General features: G+C 42.4%; 15 protein-coding genes, 1 riboswitch and 1 other annotated feature. Of the genes, 13 read left to right on the plus strand and 2 right to left on the minus strand.

Going from position 1 to position 21,225, the window contains the following annotated elements:
• Window positions 1–91: 91 nt before the first annotated feature.
• From wecB to IGJ01_RS07415, 8 genes are all read left to right on the plus strand, one after another.
• Window positions 92–1,192 (plus strand): non-hydrolyzing UDP-N-acetylglucosamine 2-epimerase, encoded by a 1,101-nt coding sequence (gene wecB / locus IGJ01_RS07380; protein WP_042890118.1) that lies wholly within the window; start codon window positions 92–94, stop codon window positions 1,190–1,192.
• Between the two features lie 398 nt (window positions 1,193–1,590).
• A riboswitch (M-box (ykoK) riboswitch) is annotated at window positions 1,591–1,762 on the plus strand.
• 187 nt (window positions 1,763–1,949) lie between these two features.
• Window positions 1,950–4,541 carry a magnesium-translocating P-type ATPase gene (gene mgtA / locus IGJ01_RS07385; RefSeq protein WP_005236382.1) on the plus strand — a complete coding sequence of 864 codons (2,592 nt, stop codon included), beginning with the start codon at window positions 1,950–1,952 and terminating at the stop codon, window positions 4,539–4,541.
• Window positions 4,542–4,975: 434 nt separating this feature from the next.
• Window positions 4,976–6,085: a pyruvate dehydrogenase (acetyl-transferring) E1 component subunit alpha gene (gene pdhA, locus IGJ01_RS07390; protein ID WP_430601573.1), complete on the plus strand. Its 1,110-nt coding sequence runs from the start codon at window positions 4,976–4,978 to the stop codon at window positions 6,083–6,085.
• Window positions 6,086–6,087: 2 nt separating this feature from the next.
• Entirely contained in the window at window positions 6,088–7,065 is a 978-nt protein-coding gene (locus IGJ01_RS07395) for an alpha-ketoacid dehydrogenase subunit beta (RefSeq protein WP_005230047.1), read from the plus strand.
• Window positions 7,066–7,090: 25 nt separating this feature from the next.
• Window positions 7,091–8,737, plus strand: coding sequence for a dihydrolipoyllysine-residue acetyltransferase (locus IGJ01_RS07400; protein ID WP_005236379.1), 1,647 nt, complete (start codon window positions 7,091–7,093; stop codon window positions 8,735–8,737).
• Between the two features lie 7 nt (window positions 8,738–8,744).
• Entirely contained in the window at window positions 8,745–10,151 is a 1,407-nt protein-coding gene (gene lpdA, locus IGJ01_RS07405; protein ID WP_005230052.1) for a dihydrolipoyl dehydrogenase, read from the plus strand.
• Window positions 10,152–10,260: 109 nt separating this feature from the next.
• Window positions 10,261–10,514, plus strand: a binding site (T-box leader).
• Window positions 10,515–10,564: 50 nt separating this feature from the next.
• Window positions 10,565–11,836 carry an O-acetylhomoserine aminocarboxypropyltransferase/cysteine synthase family protein gene (locus IGJ01_RS07410; protein ID WP_430601574.1) on the plus strand — a complete coding sequence of 424 codons (1,272 nt, stop codon included), beginning with the start codon at window positions 10,565–10,567 and terminating at the stop codon, window positions 11,834–11,836.
• A 162-nt stretch (window positions 11,837–11,998) separates the two neighbouring features.
• Window positions 11,999–13,198, plus strand: coding sequence for an MFS transporter (locus IGJ01_RS07415; RefSeq protein WP_430601575.1), 1,200 nt, complete (start codon window positions 11,999–12,001; stop codon window positions 13,196–13,198).
• A 72-nt stretch (window positions 13,199–13,270) separates the two neighbouring features.
• On the opposite strand, the gene IGJ01_RS07420 is transcribed toward IGJ01_RS07415, so the two are convergent.
• Entirely contained in the window at window positions 13,271–13,795 is a 525-nt protein-coding gene (locus IGJ01_RS07420; RefSeq protein WP_005236373.1) for a type 1 glutamine amidotransferase domain-containing protein, read from the minus strand.
• A gap of 188 nt (window positions 13,796–13,983) precedes the next feature.
• Between IGJ01_RS07420 and IGJ01_RS07425 the strand changes: the two genes are divergently transcribed.
• The 3 genes from IGJ01_RS07425 to IGJ01_RS07435 all read left to right on the plus strand — a co-directional run bounded on the left by IGJ01_RS07425 (window position 13,984) and on the right by IGJ01_RS07435 (window position 16,145).
• Window positions 13,984–14,889: a hypothetical protein gene (locus tag IGJ01_RS07425; protein ID WP_005236371.1), complete on the plus strand. Its 906-nt coding sequence runs from the start codon at window positions 13,984–13,986 to the stop codon at window positions 14,887–14,889.
• A gap of 207 nt (window positions 14,890–15,096) precedes the next feature.
• Window positions 15,097–15,369 (plus strand): UPF0223 family protein, encoded by a 273-nt coding sequence (locus tag IGJ01_RS07430; RefSeq protein WP_008381425.1) that lies wholly within the window; start codon window positions 15,097–15,099, stop codon window positions 15,367–15,369.
• 8 nt (window positions 15,370–15,377) lie between these two features.
• Window positions 15,378–16,145, plus strand: a complete 768-nt coding sequence (locus IGJ01_RS07435) for an inositol monophosphatase family protein (RefSeq protein ID WP_005236366.1) — start codon at window positions 15,378–15,380, stop codon at window positions 16,143–16,145.
• A gap of 130 nt (window positions 16,146–16,275) precedes the next feature.
• Here IGJ01_RS07435 and glf read toward each other — a convergent pair whose 3' ends face one another.
• Window positions 16,276–17,403 (minus strand): UDP-galactopyranose mutase, encoded by a 1,128-nt coding sequence (glf, locus tag IGJ01_RS07440; RefSeq protein ID WP_430601576.1) that lies wholly within the window; start codon window positions 17,401–17,403, stop codon window positions 16,276–16,278.
• A gap of 234 nt (window positions 17,404–17,637) precedes the next feature.
• On the opposite strand from glf, the gene IGJ01_RS07445 reads away from it, so the two are divergent.
• Together IGJ01_RS07445 and IGJ01_RS07450 are read left to right on the plus strand one after the other, a co-directional pair.
• The gene (locus tag IGJ01_RS07445) at window positions 17,638–20,070 is read left to right on the plus strand and encodes a glycoside hydrolase family 3 C-terminal domain-containing protein (RefSeq protein WP_430601577.1); all 2,433 of its coding nucleotides are present in this window, start codon (window positions 17,638–17,640) and stop codon (window positions 20,068–20,070) included.
• A 91-nt stretch (window positions 20,071–20,161) separates the two neighbouring features.
• A complete protein-coding gene (locus tag IGJ01_RS07450; RefSeq protein WP_430601578.1) occupies window positions 20,162–21,172 on the plus strand; it encodes a glycosyltransferase family 2 protein in 1,011 nt (336 codons plus the stop codon).
• Window positions 21,173–21,225 lie beyond the last annotated feature (53 nt).

Consider the following 21,225-nt stretch of genomic DNA (forward strand, 5'->3'; position numbering starts at 1 on the left):
TCGTTTCTTTTTTTTGTTGGAACAACCATTTTGTTTTTCTGTTTTCTTCGTTATAATAGAAGCAATGAGAAGTAGAGGAGCGGGTGACCAAATGACAATCAAAGTGATGTCTGTGTTCGGTACCAGACCGGAAGCCATCAAAATGGCGCCACTAGTAAAGGAATTGGAAAACGACCCGCGTTTTGAATCGATCGTTGTGGTGACGGCGCAGCATCGAGAAATGTTGGATCAAGTTTTAACGGTTTTTGAAATCATACCAGATTATGATCTGGATATTATGACTTTAGGGCAAACTTTGACAGGAATCACTACCAAAGTTTTGCTGGATCTGGAACCTATCTTGCAAAAAGAAACCCCTGATATCGTACTCGTTCACGGGGATACGACCACAGCTTATGCAGCCGCGACGGCAGCTTTCTATCAGCAGATTCCTGTGGGGCATGTGGAAGCCGGTTTGCGTACATGGAACAAAAAATCTCCTTATCCGGAGGAAGCCAATCGTCAGCTGATCGATGTATTAGCGGATTTTTATTTTGCGCCAACTGTCCAAAGCAAAGAAAATTTATTAGCGGAAAATCGCAATAAAGCTGCAATTTTTGTAACGGGAAATACCGCCATTGATGCGATGCGTTATACGATCTCGGAGGACTATCAGCATCCAGAACTTTCTGCAGCAGATCAAACCATGATTCTTCTGACAATGCACCGTCGCGAGAACTTAGGTGTTCCGATGAAGCAAGTCTTCCGCGCTTTAGCGAAGATCGCTAAGGAGAAACCAACCATCAAAGTGGTTTTTCCTATGCATAAAAATCCTCAAGTCCGAGGGATTGCTATGGAGATACTTGGGGAACTAGAAAATGTCACGCTGATTGAGCCTTTAGATGTCATTGATTTTCACAATGTTGCCAATCAAAGCACATTGATTTTGACGGATTCTGGTGGTGTCCAAGAAGAAGCACCGTCGTTAGGCGTTCCTGTTTTGGTCTTGCGAGATACAACAGAGCGCCCAGAAGGAATTGCTGCAGGTACGTTAAAACTGATCGGTACGTCTGAAGCTGCGGTTTATCAAGAAACGAAGCGACTACTAGAGGATCCAGAAGCTTACAATGCCATGGCACATGCAGAAAATCCCTATGGCGATGGGAAAGCTAGTCGGCGAATCTTGAAAATTTTAGCAGATCATTTTTCGTGAGAGCTAGATCGAAAGAATACCGAAAAAATCATTTTTCAGAATCGGATGTGAAAGAGAAATAGGCAGCTGTTTATTTAAATGGCTGTCTATTTTTTATTCGAGTTCGGAAATTTATTACATTCTCTCCTTCAATGGGATAGCCGAAGTGACTTGATGAATTCTGGGTTTTTCCCTGAGAGGATTTCTCTCTATCTGTTCGTGTAAAAAAAGTTTTGTCACATATAAAATCACACCAGTTTTTTAATGTTGTTATTTTATTGTAAGACCTTTCATTTGAAAACCAACGAAAATCTATGAAAAAAGGGTGCTTTTTTCCATTGTTGCGGTTGACATTGGTTAGGATAGCAGTTATTATGTGGGTAGTTGGAAGATAGACTTCCGGCGAACTGACATTTTATACAAATAATTGTTAGGTGAGGCTCCTATATGGACACAAGCTGCTGCCGCAAAAGTATCGAGAGATACTTAGTTGGTAGGACAGGTCTAATCGTGAAGGTTAAACCCAAAGTAGCTGATAGCAGATTTGCTATCTACGCCCTATAGTGCTAAAGCTCTACAATGATCATGAGTTTTTTACGCATGCTTATTGGGAGCGTGCGTTTTTTTGTGTCTTTTACGCATGTTCCACAGTGACTTACCTAATAAAAAGAAAGGAAGATTCACATGGAATACCCCAGTCCCCAGATGAAACAGCGGAGTAATTATCGAATCGCTAGGGGTGGCGTAAGCAACTCCTAAGTGCTAGGAGGAAAAAAAGATGTTAAAAAAACTATCGAAAGATCAAGAACTAAAATTACTGGCAAAATTGACCGAAAGAGAATTGCTGATGGAAATGCGGACATCCTTCCAAGGGTTATCGGAAGAAGATGCTGCAGAACGTTTGGCAGAGTACGGTCCAAACAAAGTGGATGCGCAAAAACCAACACCTGCTTGGTTGATGATCCTAGGTGCTTTCAAAGATCCTTTTGTGTTAGTTTTGGCATTATTAATGGTTATTTCTTTTGTAACAGGCGATATTGAAGCAGTGATCGTGATGGGAATCATGATTTTAGCCAGTGTCATGATTACTTTCGTCCAAGAATACCGTTCCCAAAAAGCAAGCTTAGCGTTAAAAGAACTTATTGAAAATACTTGTTCCGTAACCCGAGATGGAATCACGAGAGAAATTCCGATGGATGAAGTCGTTCCAGGAGACATCGTCACCTTAGCAACCGGCGACATGATTCCTGCGGATGCGATCTTGATTTGGACCAAAGATTTATTTATCAATCAATCTTCATTAACAGGCGAATCAATGCCAGTTGAAAAATTTGTCGATGCTGGGATCAAAGAAAGCGATGAACAAATTTCTGCACTAGATATGCAAGATCTTGTTTTCATGGGTACCGATGTCTTAAGTGGTCAAGGAAAAGCCATTATTTTGAAAACCGGTCAAAGTACTTTCTTCGGTGATATTGCCAAAAATGCGACCACGAAACGGGGCAAAACAACCTTTGAAGATGGCTTAACAAAAGTCAGCAAGCTATTGTTGCGAATGGTCATGGTTCTTTTCCCAATCGTTTTATTGATCAATGGTTTGACCAAGGGTGATTGGGGCGAAGCGTTGTTCTTCGCGATTGCAGTAGCAGTTGGTTTGACGCCAGAAATGCTACCAATGATCGTCACCAGTAACTTAGCCAAAGGGGCGATCTCTTTATCAAAAGAAAAAGTGATCGTCAAAGAATTGCCTTCGATTCAAAACTTAGGTGCAATGGATGTACTATGTACCGATAAAACGGGTACGATCACCGAAGATCGTGTTGTACTGGTACAGCATTTAAACCCATTTGGCGTAGAAGATAAACAAGTCCTTGATATGACGTATTTAAATTCTTACTATCAAACAGGGTGGAAAAACCTGATGGATATTGCTGTCTTAAACTACTATGAAGAAGAAGGCTTGGCAGCGCCATTTAACGATGTGACAAAAATCGATGAGATTCCGTTTGACTTCTCACGTCGCCGCTTGACGGTTGTTGTCAATGCAGATGGTCATCAACTGATGGTCACTAAAGGTGCCGCCGAGGAAATGGAACAAGTCTGCAAGTACGTAGAAGTTGATGGCAAAGTGATGGAATTGACTCCTCAATTGAGAAAACAATTGCGTCAAGTGAATTTGCGCTTGAATAAACAAGGAATGCGCGTGTTGACTGTTGCTGTAAAACGAGATGCCCACGCAGATGCCGTTTATTCTGTAGAAGATGAACAAGATATGATCATGATTGGCTTTATGGGCTTCTTAGATCCAGCAAAAGAAACAGCAAAAACAGCGATTGCTTCTTTACACGGTCATGGCATCAATGTCAAAGTGTTAACGGGAGATAATGCGATCGTTGCGCAAAAAGTTTGTCGAGATGTTGGTATTGATGCAGATGAATACTTGTTAGGAACCGATATAGATCATCTGTCAGATGAAGAGTTAGCAGAGAAAGCTGCAAAAACTAATCTGTTTGCAAAATTAAATCCAATGCAAAAATCCCGAATCATTGAAACCATTCAAGCGGCAGGCCATACGGTCGGCTTTATGGGAGATGGCATCAACGACGCGCCTGCTTTACGTACAGCAGATGTTGGTATCTCGGTTGATACCGCAGCAGATATCACCAAAGATGCCAGCTCGATCATTTTATTAGAAAAAAGTTTGAATGTCCTTGATAAAGGGGTCATCGAAGGCCGCAAAGTATTTACCAATATGATGAAGTACATCAAAATGACTTTGAGTTCGAATTTCGGGAATGTGTTCTCGATCTTAGTTGCTAGTGCCTTTTTACCTTTCTTACCAATGTTGTCCATTCAACTGTTGGTTCAAAACTTGGTGTACGATATGGCCCAATTGACGATCCCATGGGACAACGTAGATAAAGAAGAGTTAGAAAAACCAGTTAAATGGCAAGTGGGTGGACTATTGAAGTTTACCGTCGGCATTGGACCTGTCAGCAGCATCTTCGATATTTTGACTTTCTTTATGATGTGGCATGTCTTTAGTGCAAATACCATCCAAGAGCAAGCCTTGTTCCAAGCAGGATGGTTTATGATTGGCTTGACGACACAAACCTTAGTCGTTCACATGATCAGAACGAGAAAATTACCATTTATCAAAAGTATCGCATCACCTGCAGTTTTGATTTCAAGTGTTCTAGCGATTGCAGTTGGCTTCTTGGTCATCTTGACGCCATTGCATACCGTCTTTGATTTTGCAGCACTGCCATCAAGTTACTGGCCATGGTATGTCGGTATCAATCTAGCTTATTTAGTAACAGTTGAGTTTGCGAAACGCATTTACATTCATGTCACGAGAGAATGGATTTAAAAAAACAGGTCGGCGTTCTTCCTAACAGGGGGAGAATCGCCGATCTGTTTCTTTTTATCCGTTCTCTGTATTATTTTTTTCTCATATTAAGAAATTTCTCTTTGACTCAAGTCGAATCCTTCACAAGTGATAAAAGGAGGTTAATGATAAATCTGTTTAGCGGAATGGTGGATGCTGTACTATTCTTAAATAAAAAAAAGAATCTGAAAAGAAAAAATTGAAGAAAGCGATTGCTTTAATGTGATTAATTTCACTAATGTTTTCTTAAGAGTTGCTACAGTGGGAATTCTTTTATTAAAAAAAATACCCTTTTCACTTGTCATTTTCGAAGTTAAATGATAATTTATAAGAGTAAATGAAATTTCGATAGTACAGATTTAAACCCTGTTACATACGAAAGTGAATTTTTATATCAGAGAGGAAAGTGTGTCAAGATGGCAAAAAAACAAAAAGCACTTGATTTCCAAGCGATTTTGGAGCAAGTCAATGCGGATTTTCCAACTTACCAAGCTTTGGACAAAGACGGGAAAATTGTAAATCAAGAGTTAGTACCAGATTTAAGTGACGACGAATTAGTTGAATTGATGACTCGTATGGTATGGTCTCGTGTATTAGACCAACGCTCAACTGCGTTAAACCGTCAAGGTCGTCTAGGTTTCTTCGCGCCAACTGCTGGACAAGAAGCAAGCCAATTAGCAAGTCAATTTGCTTTTGAAAAAGAAGACGTTTTATTACCTGGTTACCGTGATGTACCACAATTGATCCAACACGGTCTGCCATTGAAAGAAGCTTTCTTATGGTCACGTGGCCACGTTGCTGGGAACCTTTATCCAGAAGATTTAAAAGCATTGCCACCACAAATCATTATTGGTGCACAATACGTCCAAGCAGCCGGCGTTGCTTTAGGATTGAAAAAACGCAACAAGAAAAATGTTGTATTCACTTATACAGGTGATGGCGGTTCTTCACAAGGGGACTTCTATGAAGCAATCAACTTTGCAGGGGCTTACCATGCAAACGCTGTATTCTATATCCAAAACAATGGTTTTGCGATCTCTACACCTCGTGAAGTACAAAGTGCGGCACCAACATTGGCACAAAAAGCTGCAGCAGCTGGGATCCCTGGTATCCAAGTTGACGGTATGGATCCATTGGCAGTGTACTATGTTTCTAAAGCAGCTCGTGAATGGGCAGCAAACGGCAACGGTCCTGTATTGATTGAAACCTTGACTTACCGTTACGGTCCACATACATTGTCTGGTGATGATCCAACCCGTTACCGTTCAAAAGACATGGACAGCGAATGGCAACAAAAAGATCCATTGGTACGTTTCCGTACTTACCTAACTGAAAAAGGACTTTGGTCTGAAGAAAAAGAAGAACAAGTCATTGAACAAACAAAAGAAGAAATCAAAGCAGCGATCGCTGAAGCGGACCGCGTGCCAAAACAAAAAGTTTCAGATTTCTTGAAAAACATGTTTGAAGTACAACCACAAAACATTAAAGATCAAATTGCAACTTACGAAGCGAAGGAGTCGAAATAGTCATGGCACAAAAAACAATGATTCAAGCAATTACAGATGCCTTAGCTGTTGAAATGGAAAATGACAAAGAGATTTTAGTCTTTGGTGAAGATGTCGGTAAAAACGGCGGGGTTTTCCGTGCAACAGAAGGTTTACAAGAAAAATTCGGCGAAGATCGTGTCTTCGATACCCCTCTTGCTGAATCTGGTATCGGCGGCTTGGCTTTCGGTTTAGCATTAGAAGGTTTCCGTCCAGTTCCAGAAATCCAATTCTTTGGTTTCGTATTTGAAACATTTGACGAAATCGTTGGTCAAATGGCGCGTACTCGTTACCGTATGGGTGGTACACGTAATTTACCAATCACTATTCGTTCACCATTTGGTGGCGGTGTGCACACACCAGAATTGCACTCAGATAACTTGGAAGGATTGATCGCTCAATCACCTGGTATCCGTGTCGTTATTCCATCAAACCCATATGATGCAAAAGGATTATTGATTGCTTCTATCCGCAGCAATGACCCAGTTGTTTTCTTAGAGCACATGAAACTTTACCGTTCATTCCGTGAAGAAGTGCCAGAAGAAGCATACGAAGTTCCTTTAGACAAAGCAGCAGTAACTCGTGAAGGTTCTGATGTTTCAATCATCACTTATGGTGCAATGGTTCGTGAAGCAATCAAAGCTGCTGACAACTTAGCGAAAGAAAACATCAACGCTGAAATTATCGACTTGCGTACAGTTGCTCCTCTTGATGTTGAAACGATCATCAAATCAGTTGAAAAAACTGGTCGTGTGGTTGTCGTTCAAGAAGCACAAAAACAAGCAGGTGTTGGCGCTCAAGTCGTTTCTGAAATTTCTGAACGTGCGGTTCTATCACTAGAAGCTCCAATCGGACGCGTGTCTGCACCAGATACGATCTTCCCATTCGGTCAAGCTGAAAACATTTGGTTGCCAAATGCAAAAGACATCGAAGACAAAGTGAAAGAAATCGTGAACTTTTAATAGTTGAAGAAGGGAAGAATAGAAAATGGCATTTCAATTTAAATTACCGGATATCGGTGAAGGAATTGCAGAAGGCGAAATCGTAAAATGGTTCGTCAAAGCAGGGGATACCATCAATGAAGATGATACCTTACTAGAAGTTCAAAATGATAAATCAGTGGAAGAAATTCCATCTCCAGTAACAGGAACAGTGAAAAACATCGTTGTCCCTGAAGGTACAGTCGCAAACGTTGGAGATGTCCTTGTTGAGATCGATGCACCAGGACATGAAGACAACGAAGGCGATGCAGGTGTAGCAGCAGAGTCTCAAACACCAGCAAAACCAGCAGCAGAACCTACAACGGAAACGGCTGAAGCATCAGCTGGTTCTTCTGAAGGCGCAGGCGTTTTCCAATTCAAATTACCAGATATCGGTGAAGGAATTGCAGAAGGCGAAATCGTAAAATGGTTCGTTAAAGCAGGAGATACCATCAATGAAGACGATACGTTGCTTGAAGTTCAAAACGACAAATCAGTCGAAGAAATCCCATCTCCAGTAACAGGAACAGTGAAAAACATCGTTGTTGCTGAAGGAACAGTTGCAAATGTTGGTGATGTTTTAGTTGAAATCGACGCACCTGGTCACAACAGTGCGCCTGCTTCATCAAGCGCACCTGCAGAAGCACCAAAAGAAAAAGTGGAAACTTCTGGTTCAGCAAGTGTTGTTGAAGCAGCAGATCCTAACAAACGTGTCTTGGCTATGCCTTCTGTCCGTCAATTCGCTCGCGAAAAAGATGTGGATATTTCCCAAGTATCTGCAACAGGCAAAGGCGGACGTGTAACAAAAGAAGACATCGAAAACTTCCTATCAGGTGGCGGACAAGCTGCAAAAGCTGAAACTCAAGCTCCTGCGAAAGAAGAAACAAAAGCTGCAGCAACTGAAAGCAAACCAGCAGCTCCAGCAAAAGCCTTCAAATCAAACTTAGGTGATTTAGAAGAACGTGTTGCCTTAACACCTACACGTAAAGCAATCGCTAAAGCGATGGTAAACAGCAAACAAACAGCACCTCATGTAACCTTGCATGATGAAGTTGAAGTAACAAACCTATGGGATAATCGTAAGAAATTCAAAGAAGTTGCTGCTGCAAACGGCACAAAACTTACTTTCTTACCATATGTTGTAAAAGCATTGACTGCAACAGTGAAAAAATTCCCTATCTTGAATGCGTCGATCGATGATGCAAAACAAGAGATCGTATACAAAAACTATTACAACATCGGTATCGCAACAGATACTGACCATGGGTTGTATGTACCAAACGTAAAAGATGCAGATCGTAAAGGCATGTTTGCTATCGCTGATGAAATCAACGAAAAAGCAAAACTTGCTCATGACGGCAAATTGGCTGCAGATGATATGCGTAATGGTACCATCACAATCAGTAACATCGGTTCAGTTGGTGGCGGCTGGTTCACTCCAGTAATCAACTACCCTGAAGTAGCTATTTTGGGTGTAGGTACAATCGCGCAACAACCAATCGTAAACGCTGAAGGCGAAATCGTTGTCGGACGTGTGATGAAACTTTCATTAAGCTTCGACCACCGTATCGTTGATGGCGCAACAGCGCAACAAGCAATGAATAATATCAAACGTCTATTAGCTGATCCAGAGCTATTAATGATGGAAGGATGATTAACAAATGGTAGTTGGAGATTTTGCTGTTGAATTAGATACAGTTGTAATCGGTGCGGGACCTGGCGGCTATGTAGCTGCCATCCGCGCTGCTGAAATGGGACAAAAAGTAGCAATCATTGAAAGAGAATACATCGGCGGCGTTTGTTTGAACGTTGGTTGTATCCCTTCAAAAGCCTTGATCGCTGCAGGTCATCATTATCAAGAATCTTTGGATTCAACAATGTTTGGTGTAACAAGTGAAAATGTTTCCCTTGATTTTACCAAAACACAAGAATGGAAAGACAACAAAGTCGTTAAAACATTAACTTCAGGTGTTGGTTTCCTATTGAAAAAACACAAAGTAGAAACGATTGAAGGAGAAGCTTTCTTCGTTGATGATCACACATTGCGTGTCATCCACCCAGATTCAGCACAAACATACTCTTTCAACAATGCAATCATCGCAACAGGTTCTCGCCCAATTGAAATCCCTGGTTTCAAATTCGGCGGACGTGTTCTTGATTCAACTGGCGGATTGGCATTAAAAGAAGTTCCTAAAAAATTCGTTGTTATCGGTGGCGGTGTCATCGGTTCTGAACTAGGTGCAGCTTATGCAAACCTAGGGGCAGAAGTAACGATCCTTGAAGGCTCTCCTCAAATCTTGCCAACCTATGAAAAAGACATGGTCAAATTGGTTGAAGAAGACTTTGCGAAAAAAGGTGTAACAGTCGTTACCAACGCAATGGCGAAAGAAGCAATTGACAATGGCGATAGCGTAACTGTCAAATATGCCGTAGATGGTAAAGAAGAATCAGTTACTGCTGATTACGTGATGGTTACTGTTGGTCGTCGTCCAAATACTGATGACATGGGCTTAGAACAAGCAGGTGTTGAAGTAGGCGAACGCGGATTGATCACGGTTGACAAACAAGGCCGTACCAACGTATCAAACATCTACGCGATTGGTGATATCGTTCCTGGTGCTGCATTAGCACATAAAGCCAGCTACGAAGCAAAAATCGCTGCTGAAGCAATCTCTGGTAAAAAAGTTGCCGTTGATTACAAAGCAATGCCAGCAGTTGCCTTTACTGATCCAGAATTGGCTTCTGTCGGTATGACGATCAAAGATGCCAAAGATGCTGGAATTGAAGCAAAAGCATTCAAATTCCCATTCTCAGGTAACGGTCGTGCGTTATCTCTAGGAAAAACTGAAGGATTCATCCGCTTAGTAACAACGGTTGAAGACAATGTGATCATCGGTGCGCAAATTGCTGGTCTAGGAGCAAGCGATATGGTTTCAGAACTTGCTCTTGCTATTGAATCTGGCATGAACGCAGAAGATATCGCGCTAACGATCCATCCACATCCATCTCTAGGTGAGATCACAATGGATGCTGCTGAGTTAGCTCTAGGATTACCAATCCACATTTAAGCTTTGTGAAACTCGTTCATCATTTGGTGAACGAGTTTTTTTATCACCAAAAATAAAACGATCTGGTCTATTGACAGAATCTTCTGGAAATGATACGATGCTCTTAATATTTCAACCGTTGATGAGGAAAGTAAATTGATTTGGCAAGCGTAGAGAGTCTTCGTAAGGTGCAAGAAGAACTTGTAGGATCAATCGAAAATGGCCTCAGAGGTGATCTCCTGAACTTGTACGAAAGATAAGGAGATCCGGGTGCGCCCGCTATCGCGTCAGAGTATAACGACGTTAATTTGTCGCGTACTTGCTGAGAAGCATGCTGGAAAGTCTGCTTGAATAAAGGTGGTAACACGTAAACACGTCCTTTGATATCTCGATATCAGAGGGCTTTTTTATTTGCATTATTAAGGAGGAATAGTATGACAGAAAGATTTGAGACGATTCAATTACACGGAGGACAAATACCAGATCCTACCACAGGAAGTCGCGCCGTACCCATTTATCAAACCACATCGTATGTGTTTGATGATGCTGACCAAGCGGCAGCGAGATTTAGTCTTAGTGAGAGCGGCAATATCTATACCCGTATTACCAATCCGACGACCGCGGTTCTAGAAGAACGATTAGCCCTATTAGAAGGTGGTGTCGGTGCGTTAGCTACGGCTTCTGGCTCAGCAGCGATCACCTATGCAATTTTAAATCTCGCGCAAGCAGGAGATCATATCGTTTCTGCTGCTTCAATTTATGGCGGTACCTATAATTTGTTCGCCCATACATTGCCAGATTTTGGCATCACCACAAGCTTTGTCGATAGTGAAGATCTACCAGCACTAAAAGCAGCCATCCAAGAAAATACCAAAGCAGTTTTTCTAGAGTCTTTAGGCAATCCAGATATTGATATTGCCGACTTTAAAAAGATTGCAGCGATCGCTCATGAAGCCGGGATTCCCCTCATCATTGACAACACCTTTGCGACTCCCTATCTTTTTCGAGGGTTTGAGCATGGTGCGGACATCATCGTTTATTCCACGACAAAATACCTCGGTGGTCACGGGGCTGCTTTAGGAGGGGCTATTATTGATAGTGGCAACTTTGATTGGACAAACGGCAAATTTCCCAAGCTGGTCGATCCCGATCATAGTTACCATGCGATCTCATGGGTAGAAGCCGCTGGTAACGCTGCCTATATCACTCGGGCCCGAACGATTCTTTTACGGGATACAGGTGCTGCGATTTCTCCCTTCAATTCATGGGTGTTGCTTTTAGGCATCGAGACCCTCTCGTTGCGGATGGAACGTCATGTAGAAAATGCGCAACAAGTTGCTGAATTTTTAGCCAAGCACCCGGAAGTTTCTTGGGTTCATTTCCCAACCCTGCCGGACAGTCCTTATTTTAAGCGGGCGCAGGAGTATTTCCCCAAAGGGACCAGTTCGGTCTTTTCCTTCGGATTAAAGGGTGGGGCAGAAGCAAGCAAAACCTTTTGTGGCGCAACTAAGCTCTTCTCGCTACTGGCGAACGTTGGCGATGCAAAGTCCTTGATCATCCATCCAGCTTCGACGACCCATTCTCAGCTTAGCGTAGAAGAACTTGCAGCAGCCAAAATTCGTCCAGAGACGATTCGCTTATCCATTGGATTGGAAAACATCGACGATCTATTGGAAGATCTCACGCAAGCCTTCCAACAGCTCTAAATAGTTGAAGCAGTAGGAAAAGCGCAGGATACTATGCTGTGCTTTTTTGTTGTGGGTTAGTGTTTCAAATAAAACTGCGGTTTCTGTTTATAGAAGGATAGTAAATCCATCGGTTCTATGCTATATTTAGTTGCTAAGGAATATGGATAAGGTGGGGGATGTATGCGTAATCATGCAAGTGACAAGAGGATTCGGTTTTACTACACAAGTTTGCAATTTCTTTATTGGATGATGTTTTGCTCAATCTATGGCTTTGCGACACTCTTTTTGATTTATTTCAAGGTCGATCCAGCAAAAATTGGCGGTATTTTAGCCCTAGTCAATATTGCGTCTACGATTTTGCAGCCCTTCATCAGTCAAGTCATTATCAAAAAAAGCAAAGTACCACTGATCGTTGTCTTGAAAACGATGACAATCGGCGTGGTCGCGGTGCTCTTAGCAGGTGTGATGGTCCCTGCATTATCAATACTGACCTATGTTTTAGGAGGGGTTTTGCTCGTTTCCATGCAGTCCTTTCTCAACGCCTTGGCGTTTGAATACACGAATAGCGGCAACAAAATCAATTTTGGCTTTTCGCGTGCCGGTGGGTCACTAGGATTTGCGGGTACCTCCTTTTTACTGGGGCAGCTCTTAGAGGAGTTTTCGGCAGCCCTTTTGCCAATGATCGCTATCGGGCAAGCCGTTTTGTTTCTCATTATTTTGCTTTTGCTGCCAACGATCAAGAAGCCAGAAATGCCCGTGATGCATACAGAACAAAGTCATTCAGGTGCCTTTTTGAAAAAATATCCTTTTTTACTCTTTCTCTTTGTCGGATTTAGCTTTCTCTTCAGCTTCCACACGATGATCAACAGTTTTTTGGCACAAATTTTTGCCGATATTGGCGGTGGCAGTAAGGAAGTTGGCATCGCCCTGATGATTGCGGCGTTATGCGAATTGCCAGGCATGATTTTCTTTGAACAGTTAGTGAGGATACGGTCTAGCCGTTTTTGGCTGTTGCTGTCCAGTGTTGCCTTTGCCATTCGTGGGGTGCTGATGCTGTTGATCAGCTCCATCATCCTGATGGAAATGAGCCATTTGATGCAAGGGGTTAGTTTTGCCTTGTTTATTCCTGCTTCTGCTTATTTGTTCAACCATAGTTTGGCAGATGAAGACCGGGTTTTTGGACAAACGATCATCATTATCGCTACCACGATCGGTGGCGTGATCGGCAACCTTTTAGGGGGGATGCTGATCCAAAGCTTCGGTGTCTGGGAAATGCTTTTGATTGGGACTGGGTTTGCCGTTTTGGGTGCTGCATTGACCTTTATCGGTGTGAAAAAAATCCCTAAAAGCAACAAAAAATTAGCGATCATAAGCGAATGATCGATAGGTAGAAAAAAGAGTTGCGGCCGTATTTCCTTCGGTCGCAACTCTTTTGAATCTGATCAATGGGTACTATTTCTTTTCTAAAACAGCAATAAATTCCCGCATATAGTCTGGTAGATCTGGGGGACGGCGGCTGGAAACGATATGTCCATCCGTAACCACAGGTGTATCGACCCATGTGGCTCCAGCATTTGTCATATCATCTTTGATGCCTGGTGTACTGGTGACTGTCTTGCCTTGCAGGATATTCGCAGAAATCAAGACCCAGCCTGCATGACAGATTTGTCCAATGATTTTTTGGTCTTTGTCCATCGTTCGCACGAAAGAGATGACCTCTGGGAAACGCCGTAATTTATCAGGTGCCCAACCACCCGGAACTAAGATGGCATCGTAGTCATCGGCGTGGATATCAGAAAAAGCATAGGCTGATTCTGCGGGTACACCATATTTGCCAATATACGTTTTATGCGCTTCTTCACCGACTAAATCGACTTGTGCGCCTTCTTCCCGTAACCGATGGACCGGATACCAAAGTTCTAAATCTTCGAAATCATTGTCGACTAAGGCAATGATTTTTTTGTTTTCTAAACGCAAGAGAATTCCTCCTTTTTCTTGTTATTCTTACTGTAACATCATGCCAAGGGAAACACCAAAAGTATGCTTCCTGAAAAATGCCAAGAAGCTATTCTGAGAATGGTCGTTCAGAGAAATGATATTGATGTAAGCGTTGTAATCATTAGGGGAGTAAGCGATAATAAAAGAAAGCCAAAGGAGGCGAAGATATGGAAGCATTCGAAAAAGCACGAAAATTTATTTACAAAAACGCGCGCCCTTTAGACCTTGCTCGTTGGCAGTACCATTTTGAAAATGGATCTCGCGAGGCTGTATTACAGGCGTTACAAGTCTACCAAAATGAAGATGGTGGTTATGGGCATGGTTTGGAACCTGATTATTGGAATCCCAATAGTACACCGATTGCGGTGTGGGAGGCATGTCGAATTTTACGAGAGCTTGAATGCCTTCATTCGTCAAATCCACAAGTCCAAGGGATTCTAAGGTATTTAGCTAGTGGAAAAGAATTTTCTGAAGGGAAATGGCTCAACCAAGTGCCGTCAACGGTATCCTATCCGCATGCGATTTGGTGGGAGAGTCCTGTGGGCGTGCCAGCAGACAACCCAACGGTCAGTCTAGCTGGTACGATCTTAAGAACAGGGGAAACGACCCTCTATCAAAAAGCACAAGAAATCGCCGAAACAGCAGTTGCAAGTTTTCTTAAGGAGCCAACCAGTGAAATGCACACATTAGTCGTCTATCTAGAATTATTACAAGACTGTGAAGAAATCCAGTATCAGCCTGTTTTAGCAAATGAACGCTTTCGCGAGATCTTATTCTGGCAAATTCGCCATGCAGTCTCAAACGAGCCAGAAGAGTGGTTCACATCTTATGTCAGCAAACCTTCAAATTTTTTCTTTACAAGAGAGCAGCTGCTTGGGATTTTTAGTGAAGAAATATGTAAAAAAGAAGCCGAAGAAATTTTAGAACACCAACAAGCAGACGGATCATTTGTCATTCCATGGCAATGGGGAACAGATTACCCAGAGTTTTTCATTAGTAAACAGTGGTGGAAATCAATTGCTATCATTAAAAATTTTTTGTTTTTGCGGGCTTTTCTAGACGAACCTTTTTGAAATCGGTCATCTTTTAATCAGCGATCTCGTTGAAAGAACAAAGGAATTTCCTTCTTATTTGAGATTCATGGAGTTCAGCTTCTAGAAATCCAAATAGTTTGTAAACCAGAGGTACATTCATTGCCAGAATGTACCTTTTTTGCAGCGGAGGCTCTGACCTATTTTCAATTTTGTGGTACACTGAATAAGATGAATAGGAGTGGTAATATGCGGGATTATCAATATCCTCTGGACTTAGATTGGTCGACGGATGAAATGGTCGTCGTCATGAAGATGTGGGAACGGTTAGAACAAGCCTATGAAAAAGGCCTTCCTAGCAGCACGTTTCTTGAGGCGTATCAAGCCTTTAAGAAAGTCGTTCCCAGCATTGGCGAGGAACGCCGTTTAGGTAGAGAATTTGAAGAACTATCAGGCTATTCGTTATACCATGCCGTGCAGGCAGCGAAAAAGACTGAGGGAAAACTAAAAATGAAAGGGTAGATCAACGAATGCATGAAATCGTTAATGAAGTTCGCCAGTGGATGATCGCTGCAGGCGAAAGGATCAAAGGCAATTTAAATAAAGAAGACTTGGTGGTCGAGACAAAATCAGGACGGAAAGACTTAGTGACAGAATTGGATAAAGCCACGCAAGATTTTCTGATTGGTAAGATCCAATCCTATGATCCGGATGCCAAAATTTTAGGTGAAGAAAACGGACTGGACACACTTGCCGACATGAGTGGACGGGTCTTCATCATTGATCCGATCGATGGAACCATGAATTTCGTGTTGGAAAAAGAAAACTTTTGTATCATGATCGCGATCTACGAAGAGGGCAAAGGGCGCTTTGGCTTTGTCTATAATGTCATGAAAGATGAATTCTTATGGGGGGGTCCAGAGATTGGTGTTTATAACAATGGCAAGAAGATCGAACCGCCGAAAGATATTGCCTTATCCGAGGGTCTCGTTGGCTTGAATTCACCCATGTTGATCCATAACCGCCACCACGAAACTGAAGTCAGTGACAAAGCATTAGGCATTCGTATGACTGGATGTGCTGGGGTAGAGTTGATCGCCCTCGCTAAAGGACAAAGAGCAGGCTATCTTTCTCATCTTGCGCCATGGGATTATGCGCCAGGGGGTGTTTTGTTAGAAACCCTTGGATTAAAAATGGCAAACATCAAAGGAGAGCCACTATCCCTGAATGGACGGGAATTGTTTGTCGGCGGTACACCGAAAGCTTTTGAAGAATTATTGGCGATCGTTAATCAATAAGAAAGCATGCCTACTATCTGATAACCGATGAACTGACGCTCATAGAAAAAAGGCTGGCTCCGTTTCCGAATAGTCGGACCTGGTGGTAGTCAAGGCTGCCTTAAATAGCGAAAACGGCAGCCCAGCCTTTTTAGTTCGCAGTAAGTTCTTTTTGTGCTAGCTTTAATGCTTCACTGACGATTTGATCCATATCTAAATACCGATACGAGCCGAGACGTCCTCCGAACAGGACTTGCGGCTGTTTCGCAGCCAGCTGTTTGTATTTTTTATACAGCTGGTTATTTTTTTCGTCATTGATAGGATAATAGGGTTCAGCACCAATCGTGAATGGGGCTGGATATTCTTTGGTAAGAATGGTTGTATCTGACTCACCTTGCTTATCGAAGTGTTTCCATTCCATGCTGCGGGTAAAGGGAATCTTTTCATCCGTGTAATTGATTACGGGATTTCCTTGAAGGTTTGGTGATGGATGTTTGGTTGTTTCAAAACGTAACGAACGATATTCTAGAGGACCGTATCTTTGGTCGAAAAAGGCATCGATCGGTCCTGTATAGATTATTTTAGGAAAACGTGCTAAATAGGTTGCTTTTTCAGCTTCAAAGTCCGTTTTCAAACAAACATCGATCCGATCATCATCTAATAATTTCTGGAAAATCGGCGTATAGCCACCTTCGGGAATTCCTTGAAACCGATGGTTGAAATAATTGTTATCGTAGGTGAAACGAATCGGCAGTCGACGAATGATAAAGCTCGGCAACTCGCTAGGGGGCTTTCCCCATTGCTTCTGCGTATAACCGGCTATCAGCTTACGATAAATATCGGTTCCCACTAATTGGATCGCCTGTTCTTCAAGGTTTTTAGGCTTTCCTGTTATACCGGCACTTTCAATTTGCTGTTTAATCTCTTCTTGCGCTTCTGCAGGCGTTCGCACGCCCCACAGTTGATAAAAGGTATTCATATTAAAAGGCAAGTTATAGAGTTGGTCTTGGTAGTTCGCCAAGACTTGATTGGTAAAAGGAATGAAGTCAGCAAAGCGATTCATATAAGCCCAAATCTCTTTGCTATCCGTGTGGAAAATATGGGCGCCGTATTGATGAACCGTGATGCCGTCTTCTTGATAAGTATACAAGTTGCCTCCGATGTGGTCACGCTTATCGATCACCAGACAACGATGCCCTTTTCTGGCTGCTTCATGGGCAAAGATCGATCCGAATAAGCCCGCACCAACGATCAAGTACTGGTAGTTGCCAGTCTTCATGTGTTCGCTCCTCTCAGCTTTTGTTTATGATATACAAATTCTAAGATAAAGGCTGCCATCGAGCAAAGCAAGCGTTTTCTAAAAGAGTCAAAGAATCTTTATAATTGGCTGGTTATTCATGAGCAAAAAGCGACCGTTCATGAAAGGACGCTCATTGCTTGGCGTTTCCATGATAAACTACTGCTAGTAGATTTATAGACGTATGATTTATACATAGCAGAAAGTTGGGTTTAGATGAATAGCCAAGAAAAAATTGCAGAATTAACACTTTTACAAAAGGCATTGTTTGTTTCAGGAAAAAATACTTGGGAGACACATGAGCTACCAGCGATCTGTCCATCGATTTTTATGGCAGATGGTCCGCACGGTATTCGTAAGCAAGTGGGAGAAGCAGATCACCTGGGGCTGAATGAAAGCGTTCCAGCAACTTGTTTTCCGCCGGCGGCAACAATTGCAAACAGCTGGGACTGTGAACTTGCTGCGAAGGTTGGTGAATGTATTGGATCAGAAGCAAAAGCGTTAGAGGTTGATGTCGTTTTGGGTCCAGGTCTGAACATCAAGCGAAATCCTAAAGGCGGGCGCAATTTTGAGTATTTCAGTGAGGACCCTTATTTGTCAGGGAAAATGGCGGCTGCAAATATCAGAGGTATTCAAGAAAACGGGACGATTGCCTGCCCGAAGCATTTTGCTGTCAATAGTCAAGAAACGAGACGAATGGCATCGGATTCCATCGTTGATGAGCGGACATTACGAGAAATGTATTTAACAAATTTTGAAATCGCCGTCACTGAAGGAAAACCTAAAAGTATCATGAGTGCCTATAATTTGATCAATGGCATTTACGCCAATGAAAACAAACGCTTATTACAAGAGATTCTCCGGGATGAATGGGGATTTGCTGGCTTTGTTGTCTCCGACTGGGGCGGGGATAATGACCATGTCGAAGGGGTCAGAAATGGCTGTCATTTGGCGATGCCAGGGCAAGGGATCGCTGGCGCACAAGAAATTATTGAAGCAATTGAAAGGAATCGTTTGGCTGAGTCGGAGCTTGATGTACGGGTTGCTGAACTAGCAGCGGTCTTCTCAGAGACGAAGAAGCAATCTGGAACAGATGCGATCGATTGGGCACAGCATCATACAGTCGCAAGAGAAGCAGCCAGAAGCAGCGTAATCTTGCTAAAAAATGAAGACAACTGTTTGCCTTTAAATCCTAAGCAAAAGGTCGGGATTATTGGAGATTTTGCGCATACACCTCGGTACCAAGGTGCCGGGTCTTCGATGGTAAATGCGAAACAAGTTGAGTCAATTTTAGAAAAGATTACCGATTATACCCCTGAAATGGCTGGTTATGCTCAAGGCTATGTCCGAAAAAGTAGTAGTAAAACAGCAACAGAACAAGCAGCATTGATCGAAAAAGCTGTTTCTTTAGCAGATGACTGTGAGGTTGTGCTGGTCTTTGCCGGACTTGACGAGAGCTATGAAAGTGAAGGGATCGACCGTGAGACGTTGGCGATGCCCGCAAATCAAAATCAGTTGATCGAAAAACTTTGTCAGACAACTGCAAAAGTAATCGTTGTTTTGTCTGCGGGAGGGGTTGTTGAAATGCCCTGGCTAGATAAAGCTGTTGGTGTGCTTCATGGCTACTTAGGTGGACAAGCCGGTGCTTCCGCGATGCTGGATGTGATCTTCGGTCGGTATAATCCGAGCGGAAAACTAGCAGAAAGTTATCCCTCTTCCTATGATGATGTTTTGTTTGGTGAAGAATTCCCAGCAAGAGGTCGTTTTGCTTATTACAAAGAGCGACTGTTTGTCGGTTATCGCTATTATGACACGTTTAAAAAACCAGTTTTGTTTCCATTTGGCTACGGTCTAAGTTATACGGAATTTGCTTATAGTGGTTTAATCATTGAAGAAAATCAAGTAAAATTTACAATTGAAAATGTTGGGAATCGAGACGGTGAAGAAGTGGTCCAGTTGTATGTTGGTTTGAAAGACAGTCAACTGATGCGACCGAAAAAAGAATTAAAAGGATTCAAAAAAGTAGCCTTAGCCAGTGGTGAAAAACGCACGATCAGATTGCCTTTTGATGATAAGACCTTTCGTGTTTATGACAGCCAACAAAATTGCTGGGCAGTTGAGGCAGGAGAATATACCCTGTTTATTGGTGGGAATTGTGAAGAGAGCCAACTTCAAGGCACGCTTTTGATCGATCAGAAAGCCGCCACTTTACGACCAAGAACGGTAAGCGAACAAGTTATTTATCCTGAGCGGATCGAACAAGCAACGTTACATGATTTTGCACAGTTTTTGAACCAGCCATTACCGCAAGAATCAAGCGGTCAGCCATTAGCCAAAAACAGTACCATTGCAGAGTTGCAGCAGGCAAAAAGTCCTCTAGGTCGTTTGGTTTTTCTTGTCTTGAATACCATGAGGAAGCGCAACGAAAAAAAAGGAAAATTGGATCTAAACTTATTGTTCATTTGGAACATGCCGTTTCGTGGCATCGCCAAAATGACCAATGGGATGGTCAGCATGGCAATGATCGACCAATTGTTGGTTATGTGTAATGGGCATTTCTTCAAAGGAAGCTTCGGGCTTTGTCGGGCATTTATCCGCAACAAAAAGCTACAAAGAAAGTATAAGAAACAACTATCGCAGCTTCACTGATGGTTTCATGTTTTTCAAAAGACAAAAATAAATCTGCTGCAACACTTTGGGGAAAGAAGCAAAAAAGTTAAATGTGGGGAAGGGATCAAGCGTGAAAACTTTAAGTATAATTGTTCCATGCTATAATTCGCAAGATTATATGGAACGCTGTATTGATTCATTATTATTAGGAGGGGAAACCGTTGAGATCATTATTGTAAATGACGGGTCCCATGATCAAACCGGAGCGATCGCTGAACGCTATCAGCGTTCTTACCCAAAGCAAATCAAAGCAGTCCATCAAGAAAACGGCGGACATGGTCAAGCGATCAATACGGGCTTAGAAGTTGCTAGTGGCACCTTCATCAAAATCGTAGATAGCGACGATTGGGTAGATGAAGAGGCCTACCAACAAATTTTGACCTTTTTGACAAGCGATTCACAGGCAAATTCGATCGATATGGTTATCAGCAATTACGTCTATGAAACCCAGTGGAAGAAAAATAAGCGTTGCATCCATTATCAACGCTTCTTGCCAGAAAATAAACCATTCGGCTGGGCGGACGTGCGTTTTCCATTCAGTAAGTACCTATTGATGCACTCAGTGATCTATCGCAAAAGCGTATTAGAAAAAGCAAACTTGCAGTTGCCCAAACATACCTTTTATGTAGATAATCTGTATGTCTATGAACCATTGCCGTACGTCAAAAAAATGGTCTACTTAAATGTCGATTTTTATCGCTATTATATTGGTCGATCGGATCAGTCCGTCAATGAAAAAGTGATGATCAGTCGGATCGATCAGCAATTGAAAGTCAATCGGACAATGATCGATTACTATCTTTCACTGGATCAAGCTGGCAAAGAAGTCACTCGTTATATGCGACGATATTTAGAAGCAATCACAACTGTTTCAACGATTTTGTTGATCAAAGAAGGGTCGAAAGAAAGTTTGCTAAAGAAAAAGGATCTTTGGAAGTTAATTCGCTCTCGAGATCAGCTGTTGTATTTTCGTTTACGGTTCGGTCTCTTAGGACACGGCGTCCATTTTCCAGGAGCCATCGGGCGAAAAGCTTCGTTAGGCTTTTACCACCTTGCTCAAAAATTTTATGGCTTTAATTGATGCAACTTATATTAGATGAGATCGTTTCAATACTATGGACAAACCTTACGGAT

The organism is Enterococcus sp. AZ089, assembly GCF_050547225.1.
Lineage (GTDB): Bacteria > Bacillota > Bacilli > Lactobacillales > Enterococcaceae > Enterococcus_D > Enterococcus_D entomosocium.

Bases quoted from the DNA above. Each gene is read 5' to 3' on its own strand.
- IGJ01_RS07435 (WP_005236366.1), top strand. From the start codon at position 15,378: ATGCATGAAATCGTTAATGAAGTTCGCCAGTGGATGATCGCTGCAGGC.
- mgtA (WP_005236382.1), top strand. From the start codon at position 1,950: ATGTTAAAAAAACTATCGAAAGATCAAGAACTAAAATTACTGGCAAAA.
- IGJ01_RS07425 (WP_005236371.1), top strand. From the start codon at position 13,984: ATGGAAGCATTCGAAAAAGCACGAAAATTTATTTACAAAAACGCGCGC.
- pdhA (WP_430601573.1), top strand. From the start codon at position 4,976: ATGGCAAAAAAACAAAAAGCACTTGATTTCCAAGCGATTTTGGAGCAA.
- IGJ01_RS07400 (WP_005236379.1), top strand. From the start codon at position 7,091: ATGGCATTTCAATTTAAATTACCGGATATCGGTGAAGGAATTGCAGAA.
- wecB (WP_042890118.1), top strand. From the start codon at position 92: ATGACAATCAAAGTGATGTCTGTGTTCGGTACCAGACCGGAAGCCATC.
- IGJ01_RS07445 (WP_430601577.1), top strand. From the start codon at position 17,638: ATGAATAGCCAAGAAAAAATTGCAGAATTAACACTTTTACAAAAGGCA.
- lpdA (WP_005230052.1), top strand. From the start codon at position 8,745: ATGGTAGTTGGAGATTTTGCTGTTGAATTAGATACAGTTGTAATCGGT.
- IGJ01_RS07395 (WP_005230047.1), top strand. From the start codon at position 6,088: ATGGCACAAAAAACAATGATTCAAGCAATTACAGATGCCTTAGCTGTT.
- IGJ01_RS07415 (WP_430601575.1), top strand. From the start codon at position 11,999: ATGCGTAATCATGCAAGTGACAAGAGGATTCGGTTTTACTACACAAGT.
- IGJ01_RS07430 (WP_008381425.1), top strand. From the start codon at position 15,097: ATGCGGGATTATCAATATCCTCTGGACTTAGATTGGTCGACGGATGAA.
- glf (WP_430601576.1), bottom strand. From the start codon at position 17,403: ATGAAGACTGGCAACTACCAGTACTTGATCGTTGGTGCGGGCTTATTC.
- IGJ01_RS07410 (WP_430601574.1), top strand. From the start codon at position 10,565: ATGACAGAAAGATTTGAGACGATTCAATTACACGGAGGACAAATACCA.